Origin of the sequence: Erythrobacter sp. AP23 (assembly GCF_001542855.1) — a bacterium.
Lineage (GTDB): Bacteria > Pseudomonadota > Alphaproteobacteria > Sphingomonadales > Sphingomonadaceae > Qipengyuania.
The window spans coordinates 140,696-157,680 of sequence record NZ_LNBY01000016.1; the positions used below are offsets into that span (position 1 = coordinate 140,696).

The following is a 16,985-nucleotide window of genomic DNA, read 5'->3' on the forward strand; positions in this document are numbered from 1 at the left end:
GATTTCGTCGACCCTAGCCGGCGTTGCTCAGCCGGGCGAAAAGTGCCGGATGGGGGTCGGCAGCGCGAGCCTTGGTCATGGCGGCGGCCATATCCGCCGAGATGAGAATTTCGGCACTTTGGGCGCGCGCTTCGCTGAGGCCTACGGATATCTCGTAAGTTCCTGGAGACACTGCGAAATCGCCGTTCTGTTCGAATCGTCCGAGTTGAGTACCCGTTACGTCGAACAGCAAGCGTCGGCTGTCGCCGGCGACCAGCGATACGCGCTGGAAATCCGCTAGCTCGCGTGTGCCTTGACCGGTGTCGGTGGGACGCCGCAGATAGAGTTGGACGGTTTCGGTGGCCTCACGATTGCCGAGATTGTGCAATACCGCGGTCACCGCGATGCGTGCATGGCCAAGCTCGAATGCGGTATCGGTTAAGCCACACTCGCAATAGCCGAGGCCGTGGCCGAAGGAGAGACCCTCGCGACCTTTTTCGATCATGGGCGCGGCCAGACGGCCGCGCGGCGCGCATTCCCCGGTAAGCACTTCGGCGATCGCATGTCCCGACATGCTGCCCAATTGTCCCGCATGCAGGACGCATGCTAGTTTCCGGCCGGAAATCTCGGGGTCGAGCGGGTGCGATCCAAGCGTCACGAGCACGACGTTGCGATTGGCCGCCCGCACGGTCTCGAGCATTGTGCGCTGAGCCTCGGAGAGTGCAGTGCCTTCGCCAAGCGCGACGATGATGGTCTGCGCCCGGCGTGCGGCCTCATTCGCCATTCCGATCGCCATCCGGTCGGCATCGATCAGCGCACCGGCATCCGCGCGCAAATCCTCCTGACGCAGGGCGAGACCGGGCACGTATTGATAATCGAGGCCCAGTGCATCCAGGCCATCGATCAGGCTTGCGCCTTCCTGGGATGAATCGCCGGTCGGCAACGAGCGATCCTTCGCCGCCTGTCCGATCACGAGGATCTTGCCCGAATCGACGCTTAGGGGGAGCAGGGCGGGGTCGTTGCGCAGCAAGACGATGGCATGGCGCGCGGCATCTTGCGCTATCGCACGGGCGGAGCCGGCCGCTTCACCATCGCTCTTGCGACCATTTTCGGATGCGGTGCGAAACAGACCCAAATCGTATTTGGCGCCGATGATCTTGCGCACAATATCGTTGAGGCGATGAACCGATAGGCGGCCCTCATGCACGGCGGCAACCACTGTCGCGACCGAAATTCCCGCGTAAGGAACTGCGGAGAGACTCTGATCGGTGGCGCGGGCGATTTCCGCCCATTCGGCAAGATCGATCCCTTCGAACCCGCCGACTCCTCCGATCGAAACTTCTGCTGCGGCGTCGATCTGGCCGATATCCGGAGTGTGGCCGATTAAGGGGCCGAGAGCGACACTGCCCGGCAATGATTCGCGCAAGACCCCGGCAACAAGACGAAGCTTTTCGCCAGGCCGGTGGATATCGCGTCGGCGCACCCAGGAAGGATCGTCGGTTCGCAGACAAGCCAAAATACCGGCGGCCCCCGCGCTTCCGGATTGAAGACCGCGCACAGTGGCTGAGGCGAGGCGCCGCGCCAGCACCCCCGATGCGCCCCAACTGTCGGAAAGATCCTCGGTCGAAGTCGATACACACAATGATACGTCGGGAGCGAGCAACCAATTGGTTCCATTGCCGATCGCTTCGCTAGCGAGCGCGCCGGTGCAGCGCTCGACCACATCGGCATCCCAGCTGTTCGCGAGCGCAAAAGGCGCGGGCATGACCACATCTTCACCCCGCCCGGGCTCGTCGACGACGAAAAGGGGAATTCCCGATCTTGTTTCTTCGGTCGCCAGTCGCTGGAGTTCGGCAACAAGGCGGGGCGCGCCTTTGCAAATGAGGCCGCCGAGTTGCCCGGCTCGGAGCCGATCGCGCGCATGCTCGATCTCGGAGGTGTCGTCATCCTCCGCCAGGCGTAGTACCACGAGTTGGCCGGCCCTTTCCTCCAACGACAATATGTCGAGCAGGTCTTCGACGAAACGCTTGCGCTGGGCAGCGTAATCGGTGGGGCGGCCAGGCATGACACCCCGGTATTGCCTCGATAGATGAAGATATGGTTTGGACGGCGGTCCGCGCCGTAAAAGCGCCTCTTTCTACAGTGCAAGCGGGGTGACGATTTACAGATATAAAAATACCTTTATATGCTGCGGATGAATGCGAACCGAAACTATCTGTCGCGCTCTTGCGGACTCGACGCGCCTCAGGATCATGCGCCTGCTTGGCTCGATGGAGCTTGCGGTGGGCGAGGTCGCGCAGGTGCTCGGCCAAAGCCAGCCGCGCGTTTCAAGACATATCGGTATACTGTGCGACGCCGGTCTGGCGGAACGCCGGCGCGAGGGTAGCTGGGTGTTCCTGCGCGCCTGCGCCAATGGCATTGAGGCACCACCGCTGTGCGCCGCCATTTCCGATCTGCTGGTCGAAGCCGAGCGGGCCGATCCGCAATTTGCGGAAGAGTGCGAACGCGATCGCCGCAAGCTGGCCGAAATCCGCCAGCATCGCGAGAGCGAAGCGCAGGCCTATTTTTCCGAGCATGCGCATGATTGGGACGAACTGCGCCGATTGCACTCCTCCGACGAGGCGGTCGAGGCGGCGCTGGCCAAGGCGCTGGGCGAGGGCCCGCTCGGTCGTCTGCTCGATATCGGCACCGGCACGGGACGTATGGCGGAGCTGTTCGCCGAGCGTGCGGAGCGGATCGTGGCGCTCGACAAGAGCTTGGCGATGCTGCGTGTCGCGCGCGCCAAGCTCCAGCATTTGCCGGCCGAGCGCGTGGAACTGGTGCAGGGCGATTTCGCCAGCCTTCCCTTTGCCGTGGAAAGCTTCGACACGGTACTTTTCCATCAGGTTCTTCACTTCGCGCAAAATCCGGATGCGGCGCTGGCGGAGGCGGCACGTGTCACACGATCGGGCGGCCGGATCGCGATCGTCGATTTCGCTGCGCACCAGCGCGAGGAACTGCGCGACCGTCACGCGCATGCCCGACTGGGCTTCGAGGACGGTCAGATGGAAGGATTGCTGAGCGAGGCCGGCTTCGATCCTCACCCGCCCACCGCGCTCGGCAATAAGGAACTGGTGGTCAAAATATGGATCGCGCAACGGTCCGCCTCGGACAGAAAGGCAGCTTCGTGAGCCCCACGATCGATCAGATGCGCGAGGCTCAGCGCGCATTGGAGACCCCGCTGTTTTCCGGTCTTCCGGGAGATATCGAAGTGAGTTTCGAATTCTTCCCGCCGAAGAACGCGAAAATGAACGAGACGTTGTGGCAAAGTGTCGAAACGCTCGCTCCGCTTGGCCCCCGTTTCGCCAGCGTCACTTATGGTGCAGGCGGCTCGACCCGCGAGCGCACCCATCAGCAGGTCGTGCGGATCCAGAAGGAAACGGACATCCCCGCCGCAGCGCACCTCACCTGCGTGGAGGCTACGCGCGAGGAGGTCGACGAGGTCGCCAGGCACTACTGGGAAGAAGGCATCCGGCATATCGTCGCGCTGCGCGGCGATCCGCCCGACGGGCAGTCGAAATACGCTCCGCATCCCGGCGGCTATGCCAATGCCGTCGAACTGGTCGCCGGACTGAAGCGGGTCGGCGATTTCGAGATATCGGTCGCCGCCTATCCCGAAATTCATCCCGATTCGCCCGATTCGCAGGCCGATATCGACAATCTCAAGGCGAAATTCGATGCGGGAGCGACTCGCGCGATCACCCAGTTCTTCTTCGATCCACAATGCTTCTTCGCCTTTCGCGACAAGGCGGCGGCGGCGGGAATTGAGGGCGAGATCGTGCCGGGCATCATGCCCGTTCTGAGCTTTGCCGCGGTGCAACGCATGTCGGGCCTGTGCGGCACGGCCATTCCGCACTGGATGGAAGGGATATTCAACGGGCTCGACGATCGTCCCGAAGCCCGCAAGCTCGTCAGCGCGACCATCACGGCGGAACTATGCCGCCGCCTTTATGCGGGCGGCGTGCGCCAGTTCCATTTCTACACTCTCAACCGCGCCGAGCTGAGCTATGCGATCTGCCATATGCTCGGCCTGCGCCCGAAGGCATGACCATGTCGAAACGCCAAGAATTCGAACGCGCCGCTAGCGAGCGCATCCTGATCAAGGACGGTCCCTATGGGACCGCGATCCAGCGTGCCGGGCTTTCGCCGGAAGATTACGCCGCGGGCACGGCGCTGGAGCAGGAACAGAAGGGCAATAACGATCTGGTCAATCTGACCCAGCCGCAGGTCATTCGCAGGATTTGCGATACCTATATCGATGCCGGCGCGCATATTCTTGCGACCAACACCTTTAACGCCAACCGCATCAGCCAGGCCGATTACGGCGCCGAGAACCTGGTGCACGAAATCAATGTCGCGGCCGCGCGCATCATCCGCGAGGCGATCGACGCACGCGAAGACGGCGTGCCGCGCTTCGTCGCAGGCGCGGTGGGCCCGACAAACAAGACGCTCTCGCTCTCTCCCGATGTCGAAGACCCGGGATTTCGCGAGGTCACTTACGACGAGATCGTTGCGGTCTACGTCGAGCAATGCCGCGCTCTTGTAGAGGGCGGGGCCGATTTCATCCTCATCGAGACCGTTTTCGACACGCTGAATTGCAAGGCGGCGATCATGGCGGTCAAACAGCTCGAGCGCGAGCTCGACCGCGATATCCCGCTGATGATCTCGCTGACGCTGACCGATCTGTCGGGACGCAATCTGTCGGGACATACGGTCGAGGCGTTCTGGTATACCGTGCGCCACGCGAAGCCGCTGACCATCGGGCTCAATTGCAGTTTTGGCGCAGAACAGCTGCGGCCGCATGTCCAGCTGTTGTCCGACATCGCCGATACCTGGCTGATGGCCTATCCCAACGCAGGGCTTCCCAACGATCTCGGCGAATACGACGAAATGCCCGAAACCACCGCCGCGCTGACCCGTGTTTGGGCGGAGAACGGCCGGGTCAACGCGTTGGGCGGCTGCTGTGGCTCGACGCCTGCGCACATCGCGGCCATGGCCGAGGCGGTTGAGGGACTGTCCCCGCGCACCCTGCCGGCGCCTGATGCCGACATGCGGCTGGCGGGGCTCGAATCCTTCACGATTGCAGCATGACCTCAACCCAATCGAAAAAGGCCTTGATCCGCGAGGCTGGCGCCGGCGATCCGGAGCGTTTGTCGCTGGTCGCGAACGCCACCTTTCTCGAAACCTTTTCGGGACTGATCGACGGGGACGCGCTGGTCGTGCATTGCGCAAAAGCGCATGCGCCCGCTCGTTTTGGCGATTTGCTGGCCGCGGGTGCCCGGGCCTGGTTGGCGGAAATAGACGGCGCACCAATCGGATACGCACTGCTTACCGAACCCGAACTCGACGCTGCACGAGACGGCGACGTGGAGCTCAAGAAAATCTACCTGCTTTCGCGCTTTCATGGCAGCGGCATTGCGCGCCAACTGTTCGATGCTGCACTTGCGGGAGCGCAAGGTAACACCCGACTGGTGCTCGGCGTGAAGGACGACAATCGCCGCGCCATCGCTTTCTACGCCAAACAGGGTTTCAAGCAGATAGCCACCCGCCGCTTCGACGTTGGCGGCATTCTTTATGACGACGTCGTGCTGGCGCGCGATCTCGAGCGGACCTTGCCTCATGAATGAACTTACCACCGCCCGTTTCGTCAATATCGGCGAACGCACCAATGTCACCGGCTCCGCCCGGTTCAAAAAGCTTATCATGGCGGGCGATTACGACACTGCAGTCGAGGTCGCACGCCAGCAGGTCGAGAACGGCGCGCAGGTGATCGACGTCAACATGGACGAAGGCCTGCTCGACGCCGAAAAGGCGATGACGACCTTCCTCAAGCTGATCGCTGCGGAGCCCGATATCGCGCGCGTGCCGCTGATGATCGACAGCTCGAAATGGGATGTGATCGAGGCGGGGCTGAAGTGCGTTTCGGGCAAGCCGATCGTCAATTCGATCAGCATGAAGGAAGGCGAAGAGGAATTTCTCGCGCACGCCCGTAAATGCATGGACTATGGCGCGGCCGCCGTGATCATGGCCTTCGACGAGACGGGACAGGCCGATACCAAGGACCGCAAGGTCGAAATCTGCACCCGCGCCTACGAGCTTCTGACGGGCATCGGCTTCCCACCCGAAGACATCATTTTCGACCCGAATATCTTCGCCGTGGCGACGGGGATCGAAGAGCATGACCGCTACGGTCTCGACTTCATCGAGGCGGTGACGGAAATCAAGGCGGCCTGCCCCCATGCCAAGACTTCGGGCGGCCTGTCGAATCTGTCCTTCAGCTTCCGCGGCAACGAGACGGTGCGCCGCGCGATGCACTCGGTTTTCCTCTATCACGCGATTCCCGCCGGGCTCGACATGGCGATCGTCAATGCTGGGCAACTCGACGTCTACGACCAGATCGATCCGCAACTGCGCGAGGCCTGCGAAGATGTGATCCTGATGCGCCGTCCGGATGCGACCGAACGTCTGATAGAGTTGGCCGAGAGCTATAAGGGCAAGAGCGCGGCCGACGAAAAGGCGGCCGAGGAATGGCGCGGGTGGGAAGTGCAGCGCCGTCTCGAACACGCCCTGGTCAAGGGTATCGATGCGCATGTGGTCGCCGATACCGAGGAAGCGCGCCAGCAGTATGCACGGCCCATCGAAGTCATCGAAGGCCCGCTGATGGACGGGATGAACGTGGTCGGCGACCTGTTCGGATCGGGCAAGATGTTCCTGCCGCAGGTGGTCAAATCCGCGCGCGTGATGAAAAAGGCGGTCGCGCATCTCATCCCCTTCATCGAGGCGGAAAAGGAAGAGGGCGCAAAGGCCAAGGGCACGATCATCATGGCCACCGTGAAGGGCGATGTTCACGATATCGGCAAGAACATCGTCGGGGTGGTCCTGCAATGCAACGGCTACGAAGTAATCGACCTCGGCGTGATGGTGCCATGGGCGAAAATTCTCGAAGCGGCGAATGAGAACGATGCCGACATGATCGGCCTGTCCGGGCTCATCACTCCTTCGCTCGACGAGATGGTCACCGTCGCCGAAGAGATGAAGGCGGCGAACATGACCATGCCGCTGCTGATCGGCGGGGCGACCACCAGCAAGGTCCACACCGCGCTCCGCATCGATCCCGCCTATGACGGGCCGGTCATTCACGTACTCGACGCCAGCCGCGCCGTGGGTGTGGCAAGCCGATTGCTGTCCGACACGCAGCGCGATGAATTCGTGGAAACAATCGAGGCCGATTATATCCATGTACGCGATACGCGGGCGGGCAAGGGGCAGAGCGAGCTGCTCAGCCTGGAGGACGCACAGGCCAATTTCTATGACGCCTATCTGTCGGACAAGGCCGCTCCGCCCTTGCAACCGGGCGTCCACGTTTTCGAGGACTGGGATCTGGCCGAACTGCGCGATTACATCGACTGGACGCCCTTCTTCCGCGCCTGGGAATTGCACGGCACTTATCCCAAGATCCTCGACGACGAGGTAGTCGGCGAAAGCGCGCGCAGCCTCAAGGCCGATGCCGATGCCATGCTCGAGCGGATCATCGCCGAAAAATGGTTCACCGCAAAAGGCGTTGCCGGCTTCTGGCCCTGCGCTCGCGACGGGGACGATGTCACAATCCACGATGCCGAAGGCGAGACGCACACTGTCCTTCCGTTCCTGCGCCAGCAGGTGAAGAAATCGCGCGACCGGGCCAATATGTGCCTCTCCGACTTCATCGATCCGGCAGGCGACTGGATTGGCGGGTTTGCAGTCGGCATTCACGGAATCGAGGAGCATTCGAAAGCCTTCCTTGCCGAGAAGGACGATTATTCGGACATTCTCCTGAAGGCGCTGGCCGATCGTTTCGCAGAAGCCTTTGCCGAAAGACTGCATCAGCACGTCCGCACCGATCTGTGGGGCTATGCGCCGCAGGAACAGCTCACCAACGATGCGCTGATCAAGGAAAAGTATCGCGGCATCCGCCCGGCGCCCGGCTATCCCGCCTGTCCCGACCACAGCCTCAAGCCGATCCTGTTCGACCTGCTCGATGCCGAAGCGAACACCGGGATAACCCTGACCGAGAATTTCGCCATGTATCCCACGGCAGCGGTGAGCGGATTCTATTTCGGGCATCCAGAGGCCCAGTATTTCGGGGTGGCCCGGATCGGGCGCGACCAGCTGGAAGACTATGCGCAACGCCGCGGGGTCGATATGGCGACCGCGGAAAGATGGCTGCGCCCCAACCTCGACTGAACCGCGTCCAGCCGACACTGGCGCATAGCTCGCGCCTCGCCCTCGGCGGCGGGGCCTTGCTGACGCTGGCTTACGCAATGCTCTGGGTGGTGGTCTCCTATCAGCCGGAGTTGGTCGAGGCCTTGTGGTTTCTGCCCGGCGTCGGCGTTGTTGGGGCGATTATCGCCAATGCCAGCGGCACCGGAGGCGGCGTCGTCTTCGTTCCCGTATTCAACGCCTTGCGCGAACTCGGCACTATGGCGCTCGATCCCTTGCAGGTGGTTGCGGTGTCGATGGGCATTCAGGCTTTCGGGATGAGTCTGGGCAGCTTGCGCTGGACCGACCGGCTGTATCACCAACACGAGACTGCCGGGCTCGAAGCGCGTACGCGCGTGGGCGATTATTGGCAGGTCTGTTTCGCCGTGCTTGTCTTGTCGCTTCCGGCGATGCTCGCGACGCAGCGGTTGATCGCCTTCGACGCGCAGGCTGTGCTGCTCGGCTACAAGTCGTTCTCGATCCTGCTTGGTCTTGCGCTGATCGTGGCGACCTGGACGGTCAACCGTAGCGCCCCCGAACGGCCCGAACTGGCCCGTGCCGATCTGGTGGTTTTGCTACTCATCGCCATCCCCGGCGGGGCGATCACCGCGCTGTTCTCGGTCGGCATCGGCGAACTGGTCGCCTTCTACCTGTTCCTGCGTCACTACCCGATGGTGCTGTGTGTCGGCACCGCCTGCGTGATTTCGGCCGTCAGCTGCATTTCCGGCCTCGTGTGGCATGTCGAGGCGGGTACGGTGCAGTGGGAGGTCGTGCTACTCTCGGCGCCCGGCGCGATGCTCGGTGCCTTCCTCGCCCGACCCATCGCCCTGTGGCTCGGCGCGCGGCGCCTGAAGACGGCGGGCGGAGCCTGGATTGTCCTGTCGGCGGTCTATTTGCTGGTATTGAACCGCATCTGAAGATTGACCGCGCTGCGGTTATCGCGCAGGGCATTTCATGCCGGTTGCAGAGTCGATTCTGCGGCAGGCGCGCATGGGAGAGTTCGGATGGCGAGGTCCATCCGGCGCCGAAGGAGCAACCGCCCCGGAAACTCTCAGGCTAAACGGACCGTGCGCTCCATCGGCACTCTGGAAAGCGCCCCCGGTAACGGGGGACACCGAAGGGGTAAGCGCGCTCATCTGCGCGCCAGTCTCTCAGGTTTCCCGACAGAGGGGGCATGGGTTTGTTACGCGTTCTCGAGGGGCGCGCCCATGCTTGCGAAGGACGGGACTTGAGCGACGAAACCGAAGATACGATTGCCGAAACCGAAGCGCTGCCGCTCGATGCATGGCATCGGCGCAAGGGCGCGCGCATGGTGCCTTTTGCCGGCTATTTCATGCCGATCCAGTACGAAGGCATTGTCGCAGAGCATAATTGGACCCGCACCCAGGCGGGCCTGTTCGACGTCAGCCACATGGGCCAGCTGATCGTCGCCGGTGACAAGGCTGCCGAGGAGCTCGAGAAGCTGCTCCCCGGTGCGATCGCATCGCTCAAGCCCGGCAAGGTTCGCTATTCGCTGCTGATCGAAGAGAACGGCGGCATCCTCGACGATCTGATGGTCACCAATGCCACGCCCTGGATCGAAGGCGACGAGGAAGCGGGGACCGAGGGGCACTGGGGCGAACCCGCCTTTTACCTCGTGGTCAACGGCGCGACCAAATGGGACGATATCGGCCATTTACGTGAACATCTCGATGACGACGTCACGCTCACCCATATGGACGAACATGCGCTGATCGCGCTGCAGGGGCCGAATGCGGCCACCGCCCTGAACCGAGTGATGCGCAATGTCATCGACGACATGGTCTTCATGGAAAGCGTGTGCCACGACTTCGGCGAATGGCCGCTTCGGATAACACGTTCGGGCTATACTGGCGAAGACGGCTTCGAGATCTCGGTCCCGGCCGAATTCGCCGAGAGTCTGGCCGACCGGCTGTGTGCCGAAATCGAAGTGCGTCCGATAGGGCTCGGCGCGCGCGACAGCCTGCGCCTCGAGGCCGGGCTGCCGCTTTATGGCCATGATATCACCACCGACACCGATCCCGTCTCCGCCGATCTCGGCTTCGCGCTGACCAAGCGCCGCCGCGAGGAAGGCGGCTGGATGGGGCATGCGGCCGTCGCCAAGGTCCTCGCCGCCGGACCCGGACAGAAACGCGTTGGTCTTGCCCTCGACGGGCGGATGCCGGCGCGCGAGGGCGCGCTGATCTACTCCGGCGACACACAGGTCGGCCGCGTAACTTCGGGTGGTTTTTCGCCGACGCTCGAACGGCCGATCGCCATGGGTTACGTCGATGCCGCACTCGCCGATGAGGGAACCGATCTCGAAGTCGAAGTTCGTAACAAGAGACTGCCGGCGAAGGTCGCCAAGCTGCCCTTCGTCCCCCATCGCTATCACAGAGGGAAATGACTGGAATGGCCCGTTACTTTACCGACGAGCATGAATGGATCGACGTAGAGGGCGACACTGCCACCGTCGGAATTACCGATTACGCGCAAGGCCAGCTGGGCGATATCGTCTTCGTCGAGCTACCCGATGTCGGCAGCGTGATCGACAAGGGCAAGGATGCTGCCGTGGTCGAAAGCGTCAAGGCGGCAAGCGACGTCTACGCCCCGATCAGCGGCGAGATCATGGAGACCAACGACGCGCTCGAAGACGATCCGGCGTTGGTCAATACCTCGCCCGAGGAAGACGGCTGGTTCTTCAAGATGACCATCGGCGACAAGTCGCAATTGGAAGGCCTGATGGACCAAGCCGCCTACAAGAGCTTTTGCGACGGGCTTTAGAAAGGTGTGATCCCCAGCGTAGGCTGGGGTCTCTTTCGGCCAAGCGCCAAACTGCATGAGGTCCCAGCCTTCGCTGGGACGCACGAAGGACTGAAATGCGCTACCTACCCCTGACCGATACCGACCGTTCGGACATGCTCGCAAAGATCGGCGCGCCCGATATCGATGCGCTGTTCGCAGATGTGCCAGAAGAGGCGCGACTGTCCGGCCCGATCGAGGGGCTGCCGATGCACGCATCCGAAATGGCAGTCGAAAAGCACATGCGACGCCTGTCGAAGAAGAACCTCGCGGCAGCCGACGCGGCGTTCTTCCTCGGTGCGGGGGCTTACAAGCATCATATCCCGGCGAGCGTCGACCATATCATCCAGCGCGGCGAGTTCCTGACCGCCTACACGCCGTACCAGCCGGAAATCGCGCAGGGCACGCTGCAGATGCTTTTCGAGTTCCAGACGCAGGTCGCGCGTCTCTATGGCTGCGCGGTGGCCAATGCCTCGATGTACGATGGCTCGACCGCCTGCTGGGAAGCGGTGGCGATGGCGGGTCGCGTCGCCCGCGGCAAGAAACACAAGGTGGTCCTTTCGGGCGCGCTGCACCCGCATTACGCCGAAGTCGTGCGGACGATGGCCAAGTTCACCGATGACGAGATCGCGGGCGCCCCGCCGAGCCTTACCGCCAAGCCCGATGACGATGGGTTGATCGCACGTATCGACGAGAATACGAGCTGCGTCGTCGTGCAGTACCCCGACATCCTCGGACGCCTGCCCGATCTCGCCCGTATCGCGGAGGCTGCGCATGACAAGGGCGCGCTGCTGATCGCGGTCAATACCGAGCCGGTCGCGCTGGGGGCGATCAAATCGCCCGGCGAATTGGGCGCGGATATCGTGGTGGGCGAGGGCCAGTCGATCGGCGTCGGCCTGCAATTCGGCGGGCCCTATCTCGGCCTCTTCGCGGTGCGTGACGAAAAACACGTCCGCATGATGCCTGGACGCCTGTGCGGCGAAACCCAGGATGCGGAGGGCAAGCGCGGCTTCGTGCTCACGCTCTCGACCCGCGAACAGCATATCCGCCGCGAAAAGGCGACGAGCAATATCTGCACCAATTCGGGCCTCTGCGCGCTGGCCTTCAATGTCCATATGACGCTGCTGGGCGAAGAGGGGCTGAGGCGGCTGGCAATGGAAAACCATCGCCTCGCCTGCATGGCCGCGGACCGTCTCGCCAAAGTACCGGGCGTGAAGGTGCTCAACCATGCCTTCTTCAACGAATTCACCATCCTGCTCGATGGCGACGCGCGCAGCATCGTTCGCGAACTGACCAAGCAGGACATTCTGGCGGGCGTCTCGCTCGGTCGGCTGTTTCCCGACATCGACTGCCTGTCCAACGGCCTGCTCGTTGCGGTTACCGAAACCACTACCGAGGAGGACATCGAAACGCTGGCCTCCGCTCTCGAGGAGATGCTGGCATGAACGCGCCCAACGCATCCGGCTGGAAGCCCGGCACGCCCGTCGAAGGCCACAATGCGATGAGCGGTCCCGACACCGCAACCGGCAACCGTGCGCTAATGCTCGAAGAACCGCTGCTGTTCGAGATCGGCCACATCGAGACGACCGGGGTCGACCTGCCCGAGCCCAAGGACGGACCCAATCGGCTCGGCGGGTTCGAGCGGAACGAACCGATCGGCCTGCCCGGCCTCTCCGAGCCTGAGACCGTGCGACACTATACGCGCCTGTCGCGCCAGAACTATGCGATCGACCTCGGTCTGTTCCCGCTCGGCTCTTGCACCATGAAGCACAATCCGCGCCTCAACGAGAAGATCGCGCGCATGCCCGGTTTCGGCGATGTCCATCCGCTTCAGCCGGTGGACACGGTGCGCGGTGCGCTCGAAGTGATCAACGAACTGGCCTTCTGGCTGCTCGACCTCACCGGCATGCATGGCGTCGCGATGAGCCCCAAGGCGGGCGCACATGGCGAATTGTGCGGCATTCTGTGCATTCGCGCCGCGCTCGAAGCGCGGGGCGACGCACGCGAGGTCATCCTCGTGCCCGAAAGCGCGCATGGCACCAATCCCGCAACCGCCGCCTTCGCGGGCTACAAGGTCGAGGACATCCCCGCGACGCCCGAAGGCCGGGTGGACCTCGAAGCGCTGAAAGCGCGGCTCGGCCCCGATGTTGCCGGAGTGATGATCACCAATCCCAACACGTGCGGCCTGTTCGAGCCTGACATGAAGGCGATCTCCGATGCGGTCCACGAAGCGGGCGGCTTTGTCTATTGTGACGGGGCGAATTTCAACGCCATCGTCGGCAAGGTGCGCCCGGGCGATCTCGGCGTCGATGCCATGCACATCAATCTGCACAAGACCTTCTCCACCCCGCATGGCGGTGGCGGTCCCGGCTCGGGCCCGGTGGTGCTGTCGGAAGCGCTTTCGCCCTATGGCCCGCTGCCCTTCACCGCGCGGACCGCCGATGGGGTGGTCCATCTGGTGGAAGAGGAGAATGCCGACGAGTTCGAGCATACCAAGGCGTTCGGCCGCATGACCGCCTTTCACGGACAGATGGGCATGTTCACCCGCGCGCTCGCTTATATGCTCAGCCACGGCGCGGATGGGTTGAAGCAGGTTGCCGAGGACGCGGTGCTCAACGCCAATTATGTCCTGCGCAGCCTTGAAGACGTGCTCGATGCACCTTTCGGCCCCAGCGGCCCGTGCATGCACGAGGCGCTGTTCAGCGACAAAGGCTTCGGTGAGGGTCTCTCCACGCTCGATCTGGCCAAGGCGATGATCGACGAGGGCTATCATCCGATGACCATGTATTTCCCGCTGGTCGTGCATGGCGCAATGCTGGTCGAACCGACCGAGACCGAAAGCAAGGCGGCGCTGGACCAGTTCATCATGGCGTTGCGCAGCGTGGCCGAGCGAGCGAAGGCGGGCGACGAAACGCTCAAGACGGCGCCGCATTACGCTCCGCGTCGCAGGCTCGACGAGACCCAGGCTGCGCGCAAGCCGGTCCTTGCCTGGAACGATCCCGCGATGGCCTGAGGTAAACGGGGTTGCGGCCACGCGCCGCAGCTCTACAACCGTCTAACAAAACAACAGAAACGGGTCGCTCGATACGCTGCGGGGGAGGCGGGGATTGAGCGAGGACCGGCAAGACACTCTGCTGATCCGCGGCTGGCGCAATGTGCGCGAAGCCGGGCCGCGTCGCCTGGCGCTGACCGCCCTCTTGGTAGTGATAGCGCTGCTGGTCGCGCGCTATAGCTGGGATATTCCCGCCGAAATCGTGCCGCGCGATATGCGGACGCAGGGCGCCGAGGATGTCGATCTCAAGACCCCCGGCACTGGCGATGCCGAACGCGCGCTCTACGATTTGCGCAGTTCGCTGCTCGCGGACAGGATCGAGCAGGACGAGCGCATCACGATGGTCGTCTACGACGACCAGACGCTGATCAATGCCCGCAAGCGCTCGCCGCTCGATCGCGGCATGCTCGCCCGCGCGCTACAAGTGATCGACGACATGGAGCCCAAGGCGATCGGGATCGATATCCTGTTCGACCAGCCGCAGGACGAAGATGCCGAACTGATAGAGGTGCTCCGCGCAATGGAGACGCCGACGCTGGTCGGCTACGCCAATTTCGCCACCAATGAAGACGACATCGTCTACGATCAGCAGGTCTATCTCGAAGATTTTCTCGCGCAGCTCGACGGCAGCAACGCGCGGCCGGCAAGCATCAGGCTCGACAATACGCATGGCGTGACGCGCAGATGGCCCAGCATCGAACCCGATCTTCCCCCGGTCCTTGGCCGAGCCATGTTGAGTGCTGCGGGCGAGGGCGAGAGGACGTTCCCCGGTTACGAGGGTTCGCTGCGCTATCGCCATCCCGCCTTCGAAAACGAGCCGATGTATGGGCGGCTGCAGATCGACAATTTCCTCGATCCGGCACTCATGGAAATCCCCGAGGTGCGTGCCATGCTGCGCGACCAGATCGAAGGCCGCTACGTGCTGATCGGCGGAGACATCATCGATTACGACCGGGTCCAGACGACGTTCTCCAGCGTCCTTGGGGAGAACCCGCCGGGCCTGCGCGTGCATGCCGACATGATCGCCCAGATGCTCGATGGCGACCGGCGCGGGCGCGTCGCGGATATTACCTTGTGGGCAATGGCATTGCTCGTGGTCACTACGGCGGTACTTACCGGGCTTCTCGAGTGGGGAAGCTGGCGCATCTACCTTCTGCTCGCAGCACAATTCGCCACTTTCATCGGCGTCCCCTTCGTAATGGAATGGCAGGGCGTCGATACTTACGGAGTGCCCGCGGCGGGTTGGCTGCTGGGCTGGATCCTCGCCTTTTCCGCGGTTGTTTCCGCAGCGCGGGCCAGCGGGGCGGTGCAGCGCAATTTCGCGCAGGGTGCGCTGGGCAAATATCTACCCAAGGAAATGGCCGAGGAGATCCTGGAGCATCCGCAGCTGCTTTCGCTTCATGGTGAGAAGAAAGAGCTCTTCGTCCTCTTCTGCGACCTCGAGGGCTTTACGAAGATGAGCCACGCGATCCCGCCCGAGATGGTCGCCAAGCTGCTGAATCGCTATCTCGATCTCCTGTCGGACGTCGTGCTCGACCATGGCGGCGTGATCGACAAATTCGTCGGCGATGCGGTGGTCGCTTTCTGGGGCGCGCCGATCGCTCGGAAGGACGATGGCGAGCGCGCGGCCAGATGTGGCTATGCGATCTGGCAGGCGGGCGAGCGATTCCGCGAGGAAGTCGCGGCGATGGATCCGAACCTGCCCAAGATCGGCAAGACTCGTGTCGGTCTGCATTGGGGCGAGGCGGTGGTCGGCAATTTCGGCGGCGACAACCGCATCCAATACACCGCCCTGGGCGACAGTATGAACACCGCCGCGCGGCTCGAGGCAGCCAATAAGGCGCTCGATTCGAGCGTCATGGCCAGCCGCGAATTCGCCGAGCGATCGGGTCTCGACTGGTGGCGGCCGATGGGGTGTGTGGTACTGCGCGGCCGCGCCCAGCCAGTCGAACTGATGGAGCCGGCGCCCGATTTCCCCAAGTCCGATCGCGATTTGCTGGCGCAAGCGTACAAGCTGACGCGCTCCGACAATGCTAGCGCTGTGCAGGTGATCCGCGATGTGGCCAATCGCCATCCCGCTGACAGGGCGCTGGAAAACCTGCTATATCGCGTTCGGAACTTGAGTGATGGAGGGGCCTATGTCCTCGGCTAAATCGGTTCTCGCAACGGCTGTGTTCTCGCTCGCAGCCTTCGGTTTTCTCGGATCGGCGCCGGCCTCGGCCGGAGTGGTGGTCAAGTCGAGCGGCCCGTCCGCTGGAAGCTATCCGGTGGGGAAGAAGCTCGACGATGCGGCCAGCATCACGCTCAAGACCGGCGACAGCATCACCGTTCTGACCGATAGCGGGACGCGGGTCATCACCGGTCCCGGCACCCACCGCGTAGGCGCGCGCGGCGCCAGCAAGCGTACCACCTTCGCCATGCTCACGCGCCAGCGCGCGGGTGCGCGTGTCCGGACCGGGGCTGTGCGCGGCGGTCCAGCAGGCGCAGCGAGCAATCCCAATCTGTGGAATGTCGATACCTCGCAGGCGGGGAAGATCTGTCTGCCGGGCAGCGATGCGATTACCTTCTGGCGCCCTTCGGTCGAAGGCGAAGAGACCTGGGTGCTCGGCTCGGCCGTTTCCGACTTCCACGTCCATGTGACGTTCGACGATGGCGATGCGCTCGCCTCGTTGAGCGCCGAGGAACTGCCGCTGGAACGGAACCGGATCTACGATTTTTCCGGGCCGACAGGCGGCCCCGGGAAGCGACTGGAATTCGTCATGCTCGGCAGTGCTCCCGACAATCCGGAAGACCTCGCCGTCGCACTGGCGGAAAACGGGTGTAACGGCCAGCTCGACCTCTTGAGCGAGAAGCTGGCAAGCTAATGCAGTACCGGTGG

Annotated in this window: 13 protein-coding genes and 1 riboswitch; of the genes, 12 read left to right on the forward strand and 1 reads right to left on the reverse strand. The window is 63.0% G+C overall.

The window, feature by feature from the left end; translation table 11 throughout:
- Positions 1-13: 13 nt before the first annotated feature.
- Positions 14-2,044 (reverse strand): glycoside hydrolase family 3 C-terminal domain-containing protein, encoded by a 2,031-nt coding sequence (locus tag ASS64_RS09800; RefSeq protein ID WP_067693507.1) that lies wholly within the window; start codon positions 2,042-2,044, stop codon positions 14-16.
- 133 nt (positions 2,045-2,177) lie between these two features.
- On the opposite strand from ASS64_RS09800, the gene ASS64_RS09805 reads away from it, so the two are divergent.
- From ASS64_RS09805 to ASS64_RS09860, 12 genes are all read left to right on the forward strand, one after another.
- On the forward strand, positions 2,178-3,149 hold the full coding sequence (locus ASS64_RS09805; RefSeq protein ID WP_067693510.1) for a metalloregulator ArsR/SmtB family transcription factor: 972 nt from the start codon (positions 2,178-2,180) through the stop codon (positions 3,147-3,149).
- A 17-nt stretch (positions 3,150-3,166) separates the two neighbouring features.
- On the forward strand, positions 3,167-4,066 hold the full coding sequence (gene metF / locus ASS64_RS09810) for a methylenetetrahydrofolate reductase [NAD(P)H] (RefSeq protein WP_067693618.1): 900 nt from the start codon (positions 3,167-3,169) through the stop codon (positions 4,064-4,066).
- A gap of 2 nt (positions 4,067-4,068) precedes the next feature.
- A complete protein-coding gene (locus ASS64_RS09815) occupies positions 4,069-5,109 on the forward strand; it encodes a homocysteine S-methyltransferase family protein (protein ID WP_198147689.1) in 1,041 nt (346 codons plus the stop codon).
- On the forward strand, positions 5,106-5,645 hold the full coding sequence (locus ASS64_RS09820) for a GNAT family N-acetyltransferase (protein ID WP_067693515.1): 540 nt from the start codon (positions 5,106-5,108) through the stop codon (positions 5,643-5,645). The genes ASS64_RS09815 and ASS64_RS09820 overlap by 4 nt, the downstream gene beginning before the upstream one ends.
- Complete coding sequence (gene metH / locus ASS64_RS09825; protein WP_067693518.1) at positions 5,638-8,241, forward strand: methionine synthase; 2,604 nt, start codon at positions 5,638-5,640, stop codon at positions 8,239-8,241. The genes ASS64_RS09820 and metH overlap by 8 nt, the downstream gene beginning before the upstream one ends.
- Positions 8,217-9,173: a sulfite exporter TauE/SafE family protein gene (locus tag ASS64_RS09830; RefSeq protein ID WP_067693521.1), complete on the forward strand. Its 957-nt coding sequence runs from the start codon at positions 8,217-8,219 to the stop codon at positions 9,171-9,173. Before metH ends, ASS64_RS09830 begins: the two co-directional genes overlap by 25 nt.
- A 64-nt stretch (positions 9,174-9,237) precedes the next feature.
- Positions 9,238-9,334, forward strand: a riboswitch (glycine riboswitch).
- A 150-nt stretch (positions 9,335-9,484) separates the two neighbouring features.
- Entirely contained in the window at positions 9,485-10,660 is a 1,176-nt protein-coding gene (gcvT, locus tag ASS64_RS09835) for a glycine cleavage system aminomethyltransferase GcvT (RefSeq protein ID WP_083508285.1), read from the forward strand.
- A gap of 5 nt (positions 10,661-10,665) precedes the next feature.
- Positions 10,666-11,037, forward strand: a complete 372-nt coding sequence (gcvH, locus tag ASS64_RS09840; protein ID WP_067693523.1) for a glycine cleavage system protein GcvH — start codon at positions 10,666-10,668, stop codon at positions 11,035-11,037.
- A gap of 95 nt (positions 11,038-11,132) precedes the next feature.
- On the forward strand, positions 11,133-12,500 hold the full coding sequence (gene gcvPA / locus ASS64_RS09845) for an aminomethyl-transferring glycine dehydrogenase subunit GcvPA (RefSeq protein ID WP_067693526.1): 1,368 nt from the start codon (positions 11,133-11,135) through the stop codon (positions 12,498-12,500).
- Positions 12,497-14,068: an aminomethyl-transferring glycine dehydrogenase subunit GcvPB gene (gene gcvPB / locus ASS64_RS09850; protein ID WP_067693529.1), complete on the forward strand. Its 1,572-nt coding sequence runs from the start codon at positions 12,497-12,499 to the stop codon at positions 14,066-14,068. The genes gcvPA and gcvPB overlap by 4 nt, the downstream gene beginning before the upstream one ends.
- A gap of 94 nt (positions 14,069-14,162) precedes the next feature.
- Positions 14,163-16,259: an adenylate/guanylate cyclase domain-containing protein gene (locus ASS64_RS09855; RefSeq protein ID WP_067693532.1), complete on the forward strand. Its 2,097-nt coding sequence runs from the start codon at positions 14,163-14,165 to the stop codon at positions 16,257-16,259.
- Positions 16,246-16,971, forward strand: a complete 726-nt coding sequence (locus ASS64_RS09860; protein ID WP_157075148.1) for a hypothetical protein — start codon at positions 16,246-16,248, stop codon at positions 16,969-16,971. Before ASS64_RS09855 ends, ASS64_RS09860 begins: the two co-directional genes overlap by 14 nt.
- Positions 16,972-16,985: the final 14 nt, after the last annotated feature.

Excerpts from the sequence above, each read along its gene's own strand:
- ASS64_RS09800 (WP_067693507.1), bottom strand. The coding sequence starts at position 2,044 with ATGCCTGGCCGCCCCACCGATTACGCTGCCCAGCGCAAGCGTTTCGTC.
- ASS64_RS09805 (WP_067693510.1), top strand. The coding sequence starts at position 2,178 with ATGCGAACCGAAACTATCTGTCGCGCTCTTGCGGACTCGACGCGCCTC.
- metF (WP_067693618.1), top strand. The coding sequence starts at position 3,167 with ATGCGCGAGGCTCAGCGCGCATTGGAGACCCCGCTGTTTTCCGGTCTT.
- ASS64_RS09815 (WP_198147689.1), top strand. The coding sequence starts at position 4,069 with ATGTCGAAACGCCAAGAATTCGAACGCGCCGCTAGCGAGCGCATCCTG.
- ASS64_RS09820 (WP_067693515.1), top strand. The coding sequence starts at position 5,106 with ATGACCTCAACCCAATCGAAAAAGGCCTTGATCCGCGAGGCTGGCGCC.
- metH (WP_067693518.1), top strand. The coding sequence starts at position 5,638 with ATGAATGAACTTACCACCGCCCGTTTCGTCAATATCGGCGAACGCACC.
- ASS64_RS09830 (WP_067693521.1), top strand. The coding sequence starts at position 8,217 with ATGGCTGCGCCCCAACCTCGACTGAACCGCGTCCAGCCGACACTGGCG.
- gcvH (WP_067693523.1), top strand. The coding sequence starts at position 10,666 with ATGGCCCGTTACTTTACCGACGAGCATGAATGGATCGACGTAGAGGGC.
- gcvPA (WP_067693526.1), top strand. The coding sequence starts at position 11,133 with ATGCGCTACCTACCCCTGACCGATACCGACCGTTCGGACATGCTCGCA.
- gcvPB (WP_067693529.1), top strand. The coding sequence starts at position 12,497 with ATGAACGCGCCCAACGCATCCGGCTGGAAGCCCGGCACGCCCGTCGAA.
- ASS64_RS09860 (WP_157075148.1), top strand. The coding sequence starts at position 16,246 with ATGTCCTCGGCTAAATCGGTTCTCGCAACGGCTGTGTTCTCGCTCGCA.